Annotated in this window: 17 protein-coding genes; 11 read left to right on the top strand and 6 right to left on the bottom strand. The window is 38.9% G+C overall.

Annotated features, from left to right (window positions below; all coding sequences use genetic code 11):
- Window positions 1-155: 155 nt before the first annotated feature.
- The 7 genes from MHH88_RS17065 (at window position 156) to MHH88_RS17035 (ending at window position 8,690) form a co-directional block, all read left to right on the top strand.
- Window positions 156-287, top strand: coding sequence for a hypothetical protein (locus MHH88_RS17065; RefSeq protein WP_339259614.1), 132 nt, complete (start codon window positions 156-158; stop codon window positions 285-287).
- A 14-nt stretch (window positions 288-301) separates the two neighbouring features.
- Entirely contained in the window at window positions 302-1,687 is a 1,386-nt protein-coding gene (locus tag MHH88_RS17060; protein WP_339259613.1) for an isochorismate synthase, read from the top strand.
- On the top strand, window positions 1,680-3,404 hold the full coding sequence (menD, locus tag MHH88_RS17055) for a 2-succinyl-5-enolpyruvyl-6-hydroxy-3-cyclohexene-1-carboxylic-acid synthase (protein WP_339259611.1): 1,725 nt from the start codon (window positions 1,680-1,682) through the stop codon (window positions 3,402-3,404). Before MHH88_RS17060 ends, menD begins: the two co-directional genes overlap by 8 nt.
- Window positions 3,392-4,201, top strand: a complete 810-nt coding sequence (menH, locus tag MHH88_RS17050; RefSeq protein WP_339259609.1) for a 2-succinyl-6-hydroxy-2,4-cyclohexadiene-1-carboxylate synthase — start codon at window positions 3,392-3,394, stop codon at window positions 4,199-4,201. Before menD ends, menH begins: the two co-directional genes overlap by 13 nt.
- A 63-nt stretch (window positions 4,202-4,264) precedes the next feature.
- On the top strand, window positions 4,265-5,083 hold the full coding sequence (gene menB, locus MHH88_RS17045) for a 1,4-dihydroxy-2-naphthoyl-CoA synthase (RefSeq protein ID WP_339259607.1): 819 nt from the start codon (window positions 4,265-4,267) through the stop codon (window positions 5,081-5,083).
- Between the two features lie 334 nt (window positions 5,084-5,417).
- Window positions 5,418-6,857, top strand: a complete 1,440-nt coding sequence (locus MHH88_RS17040) for an o-succinylbenzoate--CoA ligase (protein ID WP_339259605.1) — start codon at window positions 5,418-5,420, stop codon at window positions 6,855-6,857.
- A gap of 576 nt (window positions 6,858-7,433) precedes the next feature.
- Complete coding sequence (locus tag MHH88_RS17035) at window positions 7,434-8,690, top strand: transglutaminase domain-containing protein (RefSeq protein ID WP_339259603.1); 1,257 nt, start codon at window positions 7,434-7,436, stop codon at window positions 8,688-8,690.
- Here the strand turns inward: MHH88_RS17035 and MHH88_RS17030 are convergent.
- The 4 genes from MHH88_RS17030 to ytzI form a co-directional block, all read right to left on the bottom strand.
- Window positions 8,632-9,699 carry a zinc ABC transporter substrate-binding protein gene (locus MHH88_RS17030; RefSeq protein WP_339259601.1) on the bottom strand — a complete coding sequence of 356 codons (1,068 nt, stop codon included), beginning with the start codon at window positions 9,697-9,699 and terminating at the stop codon, window positions 8,632-8,634. The genes MHH88_RS17035 and MHH88_RS17030 overlap by 59 nt on opposite strands.
- Window positions 9,700-9,805: 106 nt before the next feature.
- The gene (gene yidD / locus MHH88_RS17025) at window positions 9,806-10,039 is read right to left on the bottom strand and encodes a membrane protein insertion efficiency factor YidD (RefSeq protein ID WP_339259599.1); all 234 of its coding nucleotides are present in this window, start codon (window positions 10,037-10,039) and stop codon (window positions 9,806-9,808) included.
- Window positions 10,036-10,197, bottom strand: coding sequence for a hypothetical protein (locus MHH88_RS17020; protein ID WP_339259597.1), 162 nt, complete (start codon window positions 10,195-10,197; stop codon window positions 10,036-10,038). The genes yidD and MHH88_RS17020 overlap by 4 nt, the downstream gene beginning before the upstream one ends.
- Window positions 10,198-10,267: 70 nt before the next feature.
- The gene (gene ytzI, locus MHH88_RS17015; protein ID WP_103976058.1) at window positions 10,268-10,414 is read right to left on the bottom strand and encodes a YtzI protein; all 147 of its coding nucleotides are present in this window, start codon (window positions 10,412-10,414) and stop codon (window positions 10,268-10,270) included.
- Window positions 10,415-10,547: 133 nt separating this feature from the next.
- Here ytzI and MHH88_RS17010 point away from each other — a divergent pair, with 133 nt between their 5' ends.
- Window positions 10,548-10,865: a hypothetical protein gene (locus MHH88_RS17010; RefSeq protein ID WP_024363697.1), complete on the top strand. Its 318-nt coding sequence runs from the start codon at window positions 10,548-10,550 to the stop codon at window positions 10,863-10,865.
- A 48-nt stretch (window positions 10,866-10,913) separates the two neighbouring features.
- Here MHH88_RS17010 and MHH88_RS17005 read toward each other — a convergent pair whose 3' ends face one another.
- Window positions 10,914-12,380 carry an L-lactate permease gene (locus MHH88_RS17005; protein WP_339259594.1) on the bottom strand — a complete coding sequence of 489 codons (1,467 nt, stop codon included), beginning with the start codon at window positions 12,378-12,380 and terminating at the stop codon, window positions 10,914-10,916.
- 223 nt (window positions 12,381-12,603) lie between these two features.
- On the opposite strand from MHH88_RS17005, the gene MHH88_RS17000 reads away from it, so the two are divergent.
- The 3 genes from MHH88_RS17000 to MHH88_RS16990 are packed head-to-tail and all read left to right on the top strand — an operon-like array spanning window position 12,604 to window position 14,450.
- A complete protein-coding gene (locus tag MHH88_RS17000; protein WP_024363699.1) occupies window positions 12,604-13,164 on the top strand; it encodes an XRE family transcriptional regulator in 561 nt (186 codons plus the stop codon).
- Window positions 13,165-13,222: 58 nt separating this feature from the next.
- Window positions 13,223-13,690 carry an NUDIX domain-containing protein gene (locus MHH88_RS16995; protein WP_339259591.1) on the top strand — a complete coding sequence of 156 codons (468 nt, stop codon included), beginning with the start codon at window positions 13,223-13,225 and terminating at the stop codon, window positions 13,688-13,690.
- A complete protein-coding gene (locus MHH88_RS16990; RefSeq protein WP_069513908.1) occupies window positions 13,674-14,450 on the top strand; it encodes a prolyl oligopeptidase family serine peptidase in 777 nt (258 codons plus the stop codon). The genes MHH88_RS16995 and MHH88_RS16990 overlap by 17 nt, the downstream gene beginning before the upstream one ends.
- A gap of 76 nt (window positions 14,451-14,526) precedes the next feature.
- Here MHH88_RS16990 and pckA read toward each other — a convergent pair whose 3' ends face one another.
- On the bottom strand, window positions 14,527-16,113 hold the full coding sequence (gene pckA / locus MHH88_RS16985) for a phosphoenolpyruvate carboxykinase (ATP) (protein WP_339259589.1): 1,587 nt from the start codon (window positions 16,111-16,113) through the stop codon (window positions 14,527-14,529).
- Window positions 16,114-16,188 lie beyond the last annotated feature (75 nt).

The raw sequence follows: 16,188 nt of genomic DNA, 5'->3' as shown, positions 1-16,188 counted from the left end.
AAGAGAAATTGGATAGGTTCACAGCTTATTACATACTGTTATGTTTAAAAAAATGATACAATAGTACATGCATTTGAGAGATGGGAATATAAATTAAGCAGTAGAAAGAACAGAGCCGTCAAACATATAGGACGGCTATTTTAGCGGAACAAGTAATGCTAAAGACGGATGTCACAGATGGATTTGTGAGTGATATCAAAGCGACAGACGTAGGATGTTATGTACGTGAAGGACAACGCAACACGTACCATAACGCGAAAACATCATTGATATGTACATTGCAATAACGGAGGTAATTTTCATGCAACAGAAGTGGTACCAAGCCACAGAAGTAGAAGTGGACTCTTTGGGCCAAAACCTTCATTTTTATATGGAAACAATCGAAGTAAGTCGCTTATCGGCTCTTGCATTTTTTGCAGCGGGCGAGGAGCGTTATAAAGGTGAACGATTTTATTGGCAAAATAGAGAAAAAACAATGACATTAGTTGGGCTAGGACACGCTCACACAATTCAAAATAACGAAAAAAATAACCGCTTTGATGCTGTAGAAGCAGAGTGGAAGCGCTTAACGAAAAATTGCGTAAAAGGTCAAGTTGAACTACAACCAATTTTATTTGGTGGTTTTACATTTGATCCACAAAATAATGTAGGTGGGGAGTGGACGGACTTTCCAGAGGCTTATTTTGCCTTAGCAACGTATCAGCTTGTTTTACGTGATGATAAAGCCTATATAGGCATTCACCTTATTGCAAATGCTGCTGAGGCAGATGGACAATTAGAGGCGTTGCGTAAAGAACGAAATCATTTAATCCATGCTGCTCAAGTAAAAGAAGTGAAAATGTATGCGAAGCCCGAAATCACAAATTATTTCGAGCCTTATAAGGATCCTTATTTAGCATCAATTGATCAAGTGACAGCATTAATTAAAGCAAAGAAAGCGGATAAGGTTGTCATTGCACGTTCCCTTGCGCTGCAATTTAAGGAGCAAGTAACTTCACCTCAAGTATTAGCTCAAATAATTCACGAACAGCCTGAAAGCTATTTGTTTGGGTTGGAGTGGCAAGATTTATTATTTTTCGGCGCATCTCCTGAGCGTCTTGTAAAGGTTGAAAATGGTCGTGCCTACTCATCATGTGTTGCAGGATCTATTCAACGAGGAAAAACGGCGGAGGAAGATGAAGCCTATGGACAAAGCTTATTAAATGATCCGAAAAATGGTGGAGAACATCAATATGTAGTCGATATGATTGCGGAAACATTCCGAAAAAACTGCGTTGAAATGAAAATACCTGATGGACCACGCTTACTAAAAATTAGAGACATCCAACATTTATTTACACCTGTTGAAGGTCAGCTAAATAACGAAGCAACCATTTTGCAGTTGACGAAGCATTTGCATCCAACACCTGCTTTGGGCGGTGTGCCAAGAAAAGAGGCAATGACCGCTATACGTAAATACGAGCCAATGAACCGTGGTCTTTACGCTGCACCTATTGGCTGGTTAGATGCGGAGGGTAACGGAGAATTCGCAGTTGCGATTCGTTCAGCAGCTCTACTAAAAGATAAAGCTTATTTATATGCAGGTGGCGGTATTGTAGCTGATTCAGAGCCACAATCTGAATATGAGGAAACATTAGTGAAATTCCGTCCAATGCTTCGAGCGTTAGGAGGACAAGTACATGAGTGAACGGAAAATATTGACTGATTATGTTTATAAAATGGTTGCATCATTAGTACAGGCAGGTGTCCAACATGTTGTTGTAAGCCCAGGGTCACGGTCGACGCCACTAGCTTATGCTTTTGCCTCAACAAAGCAATTGACGATGTACCGTCAAGTAGATGAGCGAGCTGCTGCATTTTTTGCGCTAGGCATTGCTAAGGCGACTACTAAGCCTGTCGTTTTGTTATGTACATCTGGTACTGCGGCGGCAAACTATTATCCTGCGATTGTGGAGGCCAGTTATGCAAGAGTACCACTAATTGTTATAACAGCCGATCGTCCACATGAATTACGTGAAGTAGGAGCACCACAAGCCATTAATCAGACGAATTTATACGGAGCACATGTAAAGTGGAGTGTGGATTTTCCGCTAGCGGATGGTGCTGCACCGACATTGCCATTTATTGAACGTCATATTGCACGTGCAGTAGCTATTGCAACAAGTGCACCATTTGGACCAGTACATCTTAACGTACCGTTCCGTGAACCGTTGCTCATTGATTTTCGAGAGGAGCTTCCAACTGTTACATTTAAGCAAAGCCATATTGGACAGTTAACGCCACCGAAAGATGCACAAGTAGAACTAGCATCTATTTTACGAGACACTAAAAAAGGATTTGTTGTTGTTGGGGAGCTTCCGCTCGGGACAGATTTAACTGTTATGTGGGAGTTTGTGCGCCAATTAAAATGGCCAATCATTGTGGAGAGTCTATCGAATATGCGAACTTCCGTGCCAAAGGATTGTTTGCCATATGTTATGACAACATATGATGCCATTATGAAAAACGATGATTTTAAAGCGCTAGTAGAACCTGAAACAGTTCTGCGCTTAGGGGCACAGCCTGTATCGAAATTTATTATGCAATTTATTACAAAGTCACAGCCTCAAGCTTATATTGTTGTCGATGAAGATCCGATGTTCCGTGATTCAACAGGGGTGTCCACTCATTTTCTGCATGCAAGCATTGGCGAATGGCTCGTACAATTAGACCTTGCTGAAACTGTGCTAGAGGCGGCATATTTAGCGGAGTGGCAAGATGCGAATGATATTGCACTTGAGTATATTGAGCATTATACAGAAGGCGCAATTGACGAAGGTGCTATGGTAAGCCGTTTACTTGAAATCATTCCAAATGGCAGTGATATTTTTGTTAGCAGTAGCATGCCGATTCGTGATATCGATACGTTTTTAATGGCAACGTCAAAAGATATTCGAATTTTTGCGAATCGTGGAGCTAATGGCATTGATGGCGTCGTTTCAACGGCAATGGGCGTAAGCCAAGGAAATAACCGTGAAACCTATCTACTTATCGGAGACCTAGCTTTTTTACATGATGTCAACGGCCTAATTGCGTCACGCTATCAAGCATGTAATATGACCATTATTGTCATGAATAATGATGGTGGTGGTATTTTCTCTTATTTACCGCAATCTACGGTAGAGGCTCATTATGAAGATTTATTTGGTACACCGACTGCACTTGCATTCCAAGACATTGCGCATATGTACGATATGGACTACATTTGTGTTGAGGATATTGCACAGTTAGTGCCGAAATTTAACACGGTGAAAAAAAATCCGTTACGATTAATTGAGATTTTTACAAACCGTGAAGAAAATGTCTATGCACACCGCGCGCTTTGGAATCGTATTAATGCAGGGTTAAAAGCATGGCAAAGCTAATGATTCGTGGGCTTGAGACACATGTGGATATATGGAATGAAGAAGCGGGGCAAACACTAGTTGCCCTGCATGGCTTTACAGGTAGTACTGCTACATGGCGAAATTTAGCAAAGGATCTTCCACATGTGCGAGTTGTGGCGATTGATTTAATTGGTCATGGTCAAACAGCCGTACCGGAGCAAGTAAGTCGCTTCACAATGGCTGAACAATTGCGTGATTTAGAAGAAATATTTTGTCAGTTACAATTAGAAACTTTTGCATTGCTCGGTTATTCAATGGGTGGCCGTATTGCACTATCCTATACGATTGCTTACCCTCAACGTGTCAGCAAGTTGCTGTTAGAAAGTGCTTCTCCTGGTTTGCGAACTGCAAAAGAGCGTATGGAGCGATGCGAGCGTGATAAGGCGTTAGCGGAGAAAATAACAACGAATGGTTTACAGTCCTTTGTTAATTCGTGGGAAAATATTGCGCTATTTGAATCGCAGAAGCGTTTAGCTAAAAATGTAAAACAAGCAGTTCGAGCAGAACGATTGTCCCAAAGTGAAAAGGGCTTGGCAGGCAGTTTACGAGGAATTGGAACAGGCATGCAACCATCGAACTGGGATAATTTAACTCAATTAGAATTGCCTGTACTATTAATAACGGGTTTATTAGATGTTAAATTTTGTAATATTGCATTGGAAATGAAAGCGTTATTAAAAAATGGAAAGCATATGACAGTAAATGACGCTGGACATGCAATTCATGTGGAAAATCCAGCTGAATTTGCTACAATAGTAAAGGAGTATTTAACGTAATGTTTTTTACGTTAGCGCCTCTTAGTAGCAATGAGGCGAATTTTATAATTAGGAGGTATTTCAATGTCACGTCAATGGACTACATTACATACTTACGAAGATATTAAGTATGAGTTTTATAACGGTATCGCTAAAGTGACGATTAACCGTCCAGAAGTGCGCAATGCATTTCGACCAAAAACAGTTATGGAAATGATTGATGCATTTTCTCGTGCCCGCGATGATAAAAATGTCGGTGTTATTATTTTAACAGGTGAAGGCGAGCATGCTTTCTGTTCAGGTGGAGACCAAAAGGTACGCGGCCACGGTGGCTATGTAGGGGAAGATGAAATCCCACGTCTAAACGTTCTTGATTTACAACGTTTAATCCGTGTAATTCCAAAACCAGTTGTAGCGATGGTTGCTGGTTATGCTATCGGTGGAGGACACGTATTACATGTTGTATGTGACCTTACAATTGCAGCAGACAATGCTCGTTTCGGACAAACTGGTCCTAAAGTTGGTTCATTTGATGCTGGTTATGGTTCAGGCTATCTTGCACGTATTATCGGTCATAAAAAGGCGCGTGAAATTTGGTACCTTTGCCGTCAATACGATGCTCAGCAAGCGCTTGATATGGGCTTAGTCAATACAGTTGTTCCTTATGAACAATTAGAAGACGAAACGGTGCAATGGTGTGAAGAAATGCTACAAATGTCTCCAACAGCTCTACGCTTCTTAAAAGCAGCTATGAATGCTGATACAGACGGCTTAGCTGGTCTTCAACAAATGGCAGGCGATGCTACACTTCTTTACTACACTACTGATGAAGCAAAAGAAGGTCGTGACGCATTTAAAGAAAAACGTCAACCAGACTTTGGTCAATTCCCAAGATTCCCTTGATTCGGAATATTGGAAGGAAGCTGGGACAAAAGTGAAAAGGTGTTAGATTGATGGCAGTCAATCTAACACTTTTTTACTGCGCCGTTGTTGTCCGCTTCGGCGGTTCTTTCCGCTTAGCACCGTAAGCCGCACCCTTTGCTAACACGCAGAATGCCCACGTCTTACGGTGTGCGTTCTGAGCAGAAGCCATAACGAAGTTCGCCATATAGCAAAAATTTATGAACAGCTTTCCTCTGTTCCTTAAATTTTTTTAGTTATGTCCCAGCCTCTTTTTCTGTCTATAACAGGCTAAAAGCAGTACCATATCAGTGTAAATGATCGGAGGAAGCAAACAATGTATCCAAATTGGATTTTGCAGCGAGCGTCTATTACGCCATTACGTAGCGCTCTCACATATGAAGGACAAACTTGGACCTTTCAACAAGTAAATGAGCTATCCTTAAAACGAGCTCGACAATTAACAGTACTTGGGGTGCAGCAAGGGCATCGCATCGCTATTATGGGCCCGAGTACGCCTGCACTGGTCGTTATAATGTATGCTTGTATGCATTTGCAATGTGAGATGGTGATGCTTAATCGCAGGCTGACTCAAGCTGAGATCGCATATCAATTAGAAGATTCACAAGCAACGATTGTGCTAGTCGCAGATGAGGATGTAGAAAAATTACCGTCATCCGTACCCTATCATCAATTTACGGCAATAGAAAAAGGTAAAGAGCAGTATGTTGATATTGCAAAAGAATGGTCACTCAATCAAACAACATCCATTATGTATACGTCTGGTACGACAGGCTTCCCAAAGGGCGTTCGTCAAACAGTTGGCAATCATCAGGCAAGTGCTACAGCCTCTGTTCTAAACATAGGTTTACAAGCCGATGATGTTTGGTTGTGTGCAATGCCATTATTCCATATAAGTGGTTTTTCCATTTTAGTACGTTCATTGTTATACGGCAATAAAGTGCAACTATATGAGCACTTTAATGTTGATGCTATCACGCAAAATATTATGGATGGTGATGTCACCCATATGTCAGTGGTCGCTGTAACATTAGAACGCATTTTAAATACCCTTGAGTTAAACAAGGCGCAGGCTTCACCACGCTTTAAATTGATGCTAGCCGGCGGTGGCCCTGTACCAGTAGATTATCTAGAGCGAGCAAGTGCAGTGCATTTAGCAGTAGCTCAAACATATGGTATGACAGAAACTTCATCACAAACGGCTACACTGGCAAGTGAAGATGCGATGAAAAAGATTGGTTCAGCAGGCAAGCCATTGTTTTTTAACCAAATAAAAATTTCAGCACCCAATGCACAAGGTGAAGGGGAAATATGTATTCGAGGTCCCCACGTAACGCCTGGTTACATAGGTCGTTTTGCCGGGAAAAGCGCAACTGAAGAGGGCTGGCTTCACACGGGAGACATTGGCTATATGGATGAGGAAGGTTATTTATTTGTTGTGGATCGTCGGGCAGATTTAATTATTTCCGGTGGTGAAAATATTTATCCAGCAGAGATTGAAAATGTGCTATTGGCACATCCGGCTGTTCAGGAAGCAGGGGTATGTGGCATTGAAGATGAAAAATGGGGGCAAGTTCCTATAGCTTTTGTTGTTTTAAAAGAAGCAATCACGATGGAAAACTTAAAGCAGCATTGTGAAAAGAAACTGGCTAAATATAAAGTTCCCAAACAAATTAAGATAATCGATACACTTCCGCGCAATGGAGCAAATAAGCTGCTAAGAAGAAAACTAGCAGCGTTACTTTCAAGTGAATAACTTTCAATAACGGATTAAGCCTTTACAAATGAGGCTGGGACAAAAGAGAAAAAGTGTTAGATTGAACCCAATCAATCTAACACTTTTTTGCTATGCCGTTGATGTCCGCTACAGCGGTGCTTTCCGCGGGCACACCGTAAGCCGCAACCCTCGCTACGCGCGGAATGCCAGCGTCTAACATTATGTGCTGTTCTGAGCTGGAGTCACCGCCTTCGCTACCAACAACTAGTGAACACTTCTAATTTTTTTAATTGCAAAAGCAAGAATAGCTAAGGTCTCCATATAGCAAAAATTTATGAACAGCTTTCCTCTATTCCTTAAATTTTTTTAGTTATGTCCCAGCCTCATTTTTTTTACTTCAAGTGCCAGTCACTCAAACAATTCTCAAACAATTGTATAAAGTATATGTGCCAGTCACTCACAATTTTAAAGCTTCGTATTGTGCCACAATGGCTCATGCACTATCCGTTTTTAGGCTTCTATTATTGAAATTATATTTTTTTGATTAAATTAATTATTCTTTAACATAATAAATAATGGGGGGCATAAACTATTTAGTAAAGGAGAATGACTCATATGAGAAAAACTATATATAATGTTGTCATTATATTATTTGTTTTACAAATGAGTCATGTGCAAGTATTCGCAAATTACGAATCACAGAATATAGCAACAGCTAATACAATCGAAATATTACAACAGCAAATTCAGAAAGAAGTGATGCAATTGTCTACTGAATTTGAAATTCGTTACACTGGTAAAACTTCTGAATTACAAAACGAACTAACAGAGCTTATCAAACATGCCATTTTAGATCCATATATTTTCGCCAATATTTCCAGCTTCCAATGGAAGTATGATGGCTATGCTAATAATATTGTCATTCATTTTCAATTTACTTATCATATTTCACAGGAAGAGGAGGCATTTACAGAGCAAACATTGACAACTATTGTTGCGTCTATGCATGGATTAAGCGAATTAGAAAAAATACAGGCTGCACATGATTATATCGTTTTAACAACAGAGTACTCAAAAGATAGTGTAGGAAGCCAATATTCGCCTTACACATTGCTTAGCGAAGGCAAAGGTGTCTGTCAGGCCTATGCTTTAGTGCTTTATCGAATGTTAGATATGCTAGGTTTTGAAGTGCGATATGTGCCGGGTAAAGTAGGCGAACAATTGCATGCATGGGTGTTAGTGAATTTAGATAATGAATGGTACCATATTGATGTGACATGGGATGATCCATTGCCAGATCGAAAGGGCGAGGTACGTTATAACTATTTTCTCGTTTCGGATCAGCAATTAGCAAAAGATCATACATGGGATTTTGCGAGTTTTCCTTCAGCAACAAGTGAAAAATATGCAGGTTGGCAAGAGCAAAGTAGGATTGAAGTTCTTACGCAACCATTAGCTAATCTTTTTACCCCTAATCGTGAGCTAGCTAAGATAGAAAATAATGCACTTCAAATGAAGCAATTATTAGAACAGTCTGCTCAATTACCAAATGACTTTCAACTTCCCACCAAGTATAATCAATTCTTTTTTTATGAACAACAGGATAAAGTTGTTCTACAGAGCGCTCTTATGGTCCGTCCCGTTATTGTAAAGACGAAAATAAATGGGAATGCAAGGATGAAGAGGCTTATTAGTTTTGGCAAAATTGAAAAGCGTATGCCGCAAGAAAAGTACGTCATAATAAAGGAGGTGTCCCTAAGCATTACGGGGCACCTCCTTCTTCATCCTAAATCGTTAACTTCGTATCGTTGTTTTACTTGTGTTCATTTAGAGCTGTTTCTAAAGTTTGCATATTTTTTTTCATTAGAGTAAAGTACGTTTCATTATTTTTCACATCATCACTTGTTAACACGCTTAAATTATGTAGGACAAGTGATTGAGCGCCAACTTCTTTTTGAATGACTTCGGCTAATTTAGAAGAAACATTTTGCTCGAATAAAATATAATGAATATTTAAGTCTTTTGCTTTATCTACAATCGCTGTTAATTCCTTTTGAGACGGTTCATTTTGCGAGTTTAACCCTGCAATTGGAACTTGTGTTAAGCCATATTGACCCGCGATGTAGCCAAATGCAGCATGCGATACAAAGAACGTTTTGTTTTGCGTTGTGTCAGCCATTGCTTTATATTCAGTGTCTAAATCTTGTAGCTCTTTTACGAGCGCTTCATAATTTGCTGTAAATGTCGCTTCTTGAGCTGGCATTTTTTCAACTAATGCATTTTTAATGGATAATGCTAAATCTTGACTAATAACAGGCGACAGCCATACATGGGGATCGACACTACCATGAGCATGATCTCCATGATCAGCATCCTCGTCATGTGCGTGATTATCTTCCGTAGTCGCATCTTCGTGCTCGTCATGTGCGTGGTCATCTTCCGTAGCGGCTTCATGCGCATGATCAGCTTCATCTTCTGCGTCATGCGAATGACCCGTGCTAATGGCTAATTTTTCATCAGGTATTTGAGATGCCGTAGCAACCATAGTGACATCTTCGTTGGCTAATGTCTTTTTCGTATTTTCTACAAAACCTTCAAGGCCTAAGCCAATATAGAAAAATATATTCGCGTCAGCTAATTTCATCATATCCTTTTGCGTTGGCTCAAATGTATGCTCGTTTGTACCAGGAGGATATATAGAAGATACTTCTACATAATCGCCACCAATACGCTCTGTAAAGTAGCTTAAAGGATAGACGGTTGTGTACACAGTTAATTTATCTGTTTTCTCCGTCTGTTTCGACGATGATGACTTATCACCACAGGCAGCTGTAAATACTGCTAGTACAGCAACTAAGAAAAATAGAAATACTTTTTTCATATAATAGATACCTCTTTCAAATAGTAATGATTACGATTTGTTTTTTTAACAGTTTCTATAATAACGCACATCGGATAAAAGTACAAGAAAAAATGACCTTCGAAAATTATTTCTTTTTCGAAGGCCATTTATCTGGCACAGGATCAAAGCCACCAGGGTGAAGTGGTTGGCATTTTAAAATACGTATGACGGTCAAAATTAGACCTTTAATAGCGCCATGCTTTTGCAAAGCTTCTAGACCATAAGAAGAGCATGTTGGATAGAAGCGGCACGATGGTGGCGTCATTGGTGAGATAAATTTTCTGTATAACTGAATGAGCCATATAAAGGGATATTTCATGCTTGTCCATCCTTGTGATGTGGATTGTTTTGTTTTGGCTTTGCATCGATTGTTTGTGTAAAAAAGTCACCTTTTTTCTTCAGGATAACGATTACGGAAACACCAAACATTAGCATCATCATCGCAATCATAATGATTATTGGTAAAGGAACACCCATTGTTTTCACTCCAAATTCTATTTGATATTGTTATTATAAGTGATATTGCTATAAAAGGGTTGAATTTGAACTACTCGTCATGCTGCTGAAAATTTTGTTTCGGTTTTTCATCGACCGTATGTTTAAAAGCATAGGCACGATTTACACTTAGAATGGTTGCGACTGTTACTAATATCACGATAATGATTGCAACCGTGATTAGCGAGGTTAAACTCATTGTATTCACTCCGTTCTTGTTCGTTATATCTATTATAAATTAGAAGCACTAACTTAGTTGTGAAGGAAGTTTGACATTCCAGCGAATAAAATAAGCACTGAACCACCATACTATGGAAAAAGGAGTGTTATCTATGGATCGTCAACGTGTTTATTTTTCACTTGCCCATAAAACGTATTATACAAATCCTTACGAAGGGCAATGGAATTTCGAACTTAATGTAGACCGACAAGCGTTAGATGTTTTTGAAAAAATATTTCAGCAAATGCAACTATTAGAAATTGCAAACGGTTGGCGCGCACAATTGCCTTATTTGCAATACCATTTGGATCGAGAAAATGATGAGTTAGATTTACGTTTGAAGAAAATTTATGCACTTATACATGAGTATGGGGATGATGATACAAAGCAATTTGTAGAACAACTTCCCTATTTCAATAAACGTGTCTAGCTATTGGCTAGACATTTTTTATATTTGCATAACCTGTATAACATTATGCTAGTGGAAGCGTGATAGAAAAATAATTTCTAGAAAAATAATAGCAAGTGTACTAAGTCCAACTAGCGCCATTTTTCTTTGAATAATATTTTCAAATGAATGTATTTTACAAACTGAACAACTTAATGCCACTCTAGATGGGTTGACCATTGTCATGAACGAAGAACTAACATTTTGAATGCAAGCAAGTATAGTAGGTGACAGACCTATGTGCGTAGCAGTTTCTGTTTGTAGTCGAATAAACATAGTATTGGACGCAGTATTACTGCCAGTTAAAAAACCACCTGTTGCGCCAATTAAAGGTGTTATGAATACAAAGTATGAACCAAATGTGTTTGCAGCAGTTACGGATAGTAGCTGAATCATCTCGGCCTCTGCCATCATTTCGGAAACCACAATATATAAAAAAGTTGTTAGCAATACAGGATAACATTTATTGATTGTTAATTTGATACTATCGAAAATGGATGCCTTACTTAAACGGAAGAGCGTACAAGTAAAGAGACAAACAATAAAGAGAAAAAATCCAGGCGAATAAAGAAACGATAATTGGAATTGATAAGACGCAATCGTTACGGTAAGCAGGCTCGTTAAAAAATCTTTAATCGGATTAATAGTTCTTGATGCGATTAATAGAGCGATTAACAACAAATAAGGAGAAATATTTTTTAAAAAGATATTAGAATAATATTGTTTGTTTCTATTTTGCAAAGAAATCATAATAAAAATAGCCGCCATCATCGTTAAAGAGCCCACTACTCCTGCAAGTTCCACACTGATGAACCGATTACAAATCCACACGCTTAAACCTAAAACTAATCCCATCGATAGTATCCCCCATTTTTTCTTTTGCATTGCTTCTTTTCCGACGCCTATGTATGTAACTAAGAAGGCAAAGTAAATATAAATAGGAATGCACATCAGAGCGCTTCCAACACCTAAATCTTCTAAAGGAATGTTTCCTAATGATGCACCAATAATTGTCCCCATTGCTAACGTGCCCCAAGGTATGATACATAAACTAATTAATGCAATGAAGGAAGATTGTAAGGAATTGAAACCTAGAGCCATTAAAATAGGTGCAATAACAATGACTGCTAGACCAAAGCCGCTAACGGATTCAATTAAAGGAGAGAGCCCCAAGGCTAATAATAATACTTGGTCAATCCGATTATCAGTAGAGGTGGCAATAGAAGAAGCTATTTTTTGGATGGACCCTGATTTTTCCATTAGATGATATAATAATATTCCAAAAAATAAAACATAGGTAACTGGCAATGTTATAAGAAAACTGTTGATAAAAGGTTTAGGCAGTAATGCGATGTTTAGGTGAAAAACAGGAGAAGTAGCAATAACTGTTGTAAGTAGGCAAGCAAAAATGCCAGTGAAAATAGAAGATTTCTTTAAAATAAAAATCATAAACAAAATACTAACAAGAGGGAATAGTGCTAATACGACTTTTAACATAAAACAACACTCCTATACTTGATTATTCACTATAGTATATTTTATTTTCACTAAAGTGTAAATATCTTATCTTGCATGAAATGATTCAAACATCTTCTAGGTTGATTGTGATTGATAATGTACAATATCATAGTAGAAGGGCTAACGAAGATAAGTTTTTAATTGCATTTCACTATAGTAAAAATAATAGTAGGCGAACAAAGTAGTGAAAGGAGCTTTATTCATGGGATTTGGAAAGCAAGTAAATGTAATGAGGAAGAAAAACAAAATGACATTACAGGAGCTTTCAGCCGCAAGTAATGTGAGTGCCTCGATGCTATCTCAAATTGAAAGAGAGGAAAAAAATCCAACGATACAAGTAGCTTGTCAAATTGCAGAAGCTTTAAATACGACACTTTCAGCTTTATTAGATCAGCAGGAAAAAAGGGAGGTTGTCGTCATAAGAAAAGATGAACGACCCATTTATGTTGACGAAAAATCTGGTTTTCAACGACATTTATTATCACCTTCCGTTCCATCAAGAGGTATTGAGTTTGTGTTAAATATTATTCCACCAAACAAAGAATCAGGCATATTTCCCGCGCATAAAGCAGGCGTAAAAGAGTATATTTTTGTTAAAAGCGGAAAGTTACGAGTTGAATTGGGGCATGGTGCTTTTTCTGAAGAATTAGAAGCAGGCGATTCTCTTTTTTTTGAAGCAGATACAGCGCATAGATTTATCAATATGACGAATGACGAATGCCACTATTTTCTTGTGATTGATTCCTCACAGTACATGAAATAATAAGACGAATAACATAATGAATACATTCGTGACAATATAATACGAGGAGTTGAATGGCATGTTTTCATTTCAAGATTTGAATGGATTTCAAGTGGATTTAAGCTTTACAAGAGGGGAGTTTCAAGTTGAACCAAAGCATGTCCTTGTCTTTTTAAAACATGAACAGAAATGGCTATGTACGATTCATAAGCGTCGTGGCGTGGAAGTGCCAGGAGGGAAGGTAGAATCAGGCGAAACATTAGAGCAAGCTGCTGTTCGGGAAGTATTTGAAGAGACGGGTGTGCATGTGAAAAATCTTCAATGGTTTGCAGAATATGCTGTCCACGGTGAACTCTTGTTTTGTAAAACAGTCTTCACTGCGGAATTTGCCAGTCAGGAGAAGATAGATTTTGATTTGGAAACTTCGGGTATGGTGTGGTTAACTGATGAAGAGTTTGCAAACCATCCAAATTTAAGCTTCCATATGAAAGATGAAGGCATGCAAAAAATGCTAGAGGAGCTGAAGCGTTTTGACAATCAATGGTGAAATAGTTGAAAAACGTCCATATCCTTCACCGAATCCAGCTATTCGATTAACAGAAATTACGTATCTATCCCTTGGACTACGTGTCAAAGGCTTGCTAGCAGAGCCTAAAGCAGAAGGTACATATGACGGTTTTTTATATTTGCGTGGAGGTATGCAAAGTATCGGCATGGTAAGACCAGCACGTGTTGCACAATTTGCAGCCCAAGGTTTTATCGTGTTTGCCCCTTATTATCGGGGGAATAGAGGTGGAGAAGGCCGTGATGAGTTTGCAGGTCAAGATCGTTTTGATGCAGTGCATGGAGTAGATGTGCTAAAACAATTTTGCAACGATCATATCCATGTGTTTGGTTTTTCACGTGGAGGTATTATGGCGCTCTGGACGGCCATTTTACGGAAGGATATTACATCCGTTGTGACTTGGGCAGGCGTTTCGGATGCCACTGCTACATACTGGGAGCGAACCGATATGCGTCGTATGATGAAACGGATTATTGGTGGGACACCTAATCGTGTACCAGAAGCCTATGATGCACGCACACCTTTATTTCAAGTCGAAAAGATTACAGCCCCAGTGCTAATTATCCACGGCTATCGGGATGAAAATGTAGATATTGAGCATGCAAGGCAGTTAGCATTTTACTTAGAAGATGCCAATAAGGTGTATGAAACTTGGTATGATCAACGTTTTGCCCACCAATATCCACCAGCACAAAATCGTGAAATGGTTCGTGCATTATGTGAGTGGATGAAGAAACAGTGAAAATTGTTTGAGTGCCTGGCACTAAAAAAAGACACTAAAAAAAGGGAACGAATACATCGTTCCCTTTTTGTATGCATTATTTTAATGGACCACCAAGTTTAGTGATTGCTTCAGAAACATTTGAGAATTTCTTGAAGTTGTCGTTGAATAGACCAGCAAGTTCAGCAGCTTTCACATCGTAAGCAGCTTTATCTGACCAAGCATCGCGTGGGTTCAGTACTTCTGATGGTACACCTTCAACCGCTGTAGGGATGTGTAAGCCAAATACAGCGTCTTGAATTGTTTCAACGTTGTTTAGTTTTCCGTCGATAGCAGCACGTACCATTGAACGAGTATAAGAAAGCTTCATACGGCTACCTGTACCGTATTCGCCACCAGTCCAACCAGTGTTTACAAGGAATACTTGTGCGCCATGCTCATCGATTTTTTGACCTAACATTTCTGCATACACAGTTGCTGGAAGTGGAAGGAATGGAGAACCGAAACATGTAGAGAATACTGGTTCTGGCTCTGTTACACCACGTTCAGTACCTGCAAGTTTAGATGTGAAACCACTTAGGAAGTGATACATTGCTTGTTCTTTTGTTAATTTACTGATTGGAGGTAAAACACCAAAAGCATCAGCAGTTAAGAAAACGATTGTTTTTGGGTGACCTGCAACAGATGGATCAACGATATTTTCGATATATTGGATTGGATAAGCAACACGTGTATTTTCTGTTAATGAACCATCATCGTAATCGCAAACACGAGTTTCAGGATCTACAGCTACGTTCTCTAGTACAGAACCGAAGCGGATTGCGTTGTAGATTTCAGGTTCTTTTTCAGCAGAAAGGTTAATTGTTTTTGCGTAGCAACCGCCCTCAATGTTAAATACGCCGTTGTCAGACCAACCGTGCTCATCGTCACCGATTAATTTGCGGTCAGGATCAGCCGATAAAGTCGTTTTACCAGTACCAGATAAACCGAAGAATAATGCTACATCACCAGCTTCTCCAACGTTTGCTGAACAGTGCATTGATAGGATACCTTGTTGCGGTAAAAGGTAGTTCATAATACCGAAAATAGATTTTTTAATTTCACCAGCATATTCAGTACCACCGATTAGGATGATTTTCTTTTCAAGTGATACAATGATGAATGTTTCAGAAGCTGTACCATCAACAGCTGGATCTGCTTTAAAGTTAGGAGCTGAAATAATTGTGAAATCAGCAACGTGAGAAGCTAATTCTTCTTCAGTTGGACGGATAAATAATTGATGGGCGAAAAGATTGTGCCAAGCATATTCATTGATTACTTGAATACTTAATTGTGAATCTTTGTCAGCACCTGCAAAACCTTTAAATACAAATAATTCGTCACGTTCTTTTAAGTATTTAACTACTTTTACATATAAGTTATCGAACACTTCAGAAGAAATTGGTTGGTTTACTTTACCCCAGTCAATTTTATCTTTTGTGCTTTCTTCTTCTACCGTATATTTATCTTTAGGTGAACGACCAGTGTATTTGCCAGTTTCTGCACGAACTGCGCCATCTACTGTTAACATTGCCTCACCACGAGATGTAGCTTTTTCAGCTAATTGTGGTACTGAAAGTTGAACGTTAATGTTCCCGCCGTTTAATAATTCCTTCAGTTCGTTTGCAATTTCTACTGAATTCATCGATTAAATACCATCCTTTTTTATAGTATTCCCTTGAGTTTGAGGGAGTTTTTCTTAATTTCAAAAATAGTATAA

It is taken from the genome of Lysinibacillus sp. FSL K6-3209 (assembly GCF_037976175.1).
In the GTDB taxonomy this organism is placed as follows: domain Bacteria; phylum Bacillota; class Bacilli; order Bacillales_A; family Planococcaceae; genus Lysinibacillus; species Lysinibacillus sphaericus_D.
The sequence above is the reverse complement of the archived record's forward strand: the minus strand, read 5'-3'. Positions and strand labels throughout refer to the sequence as shown.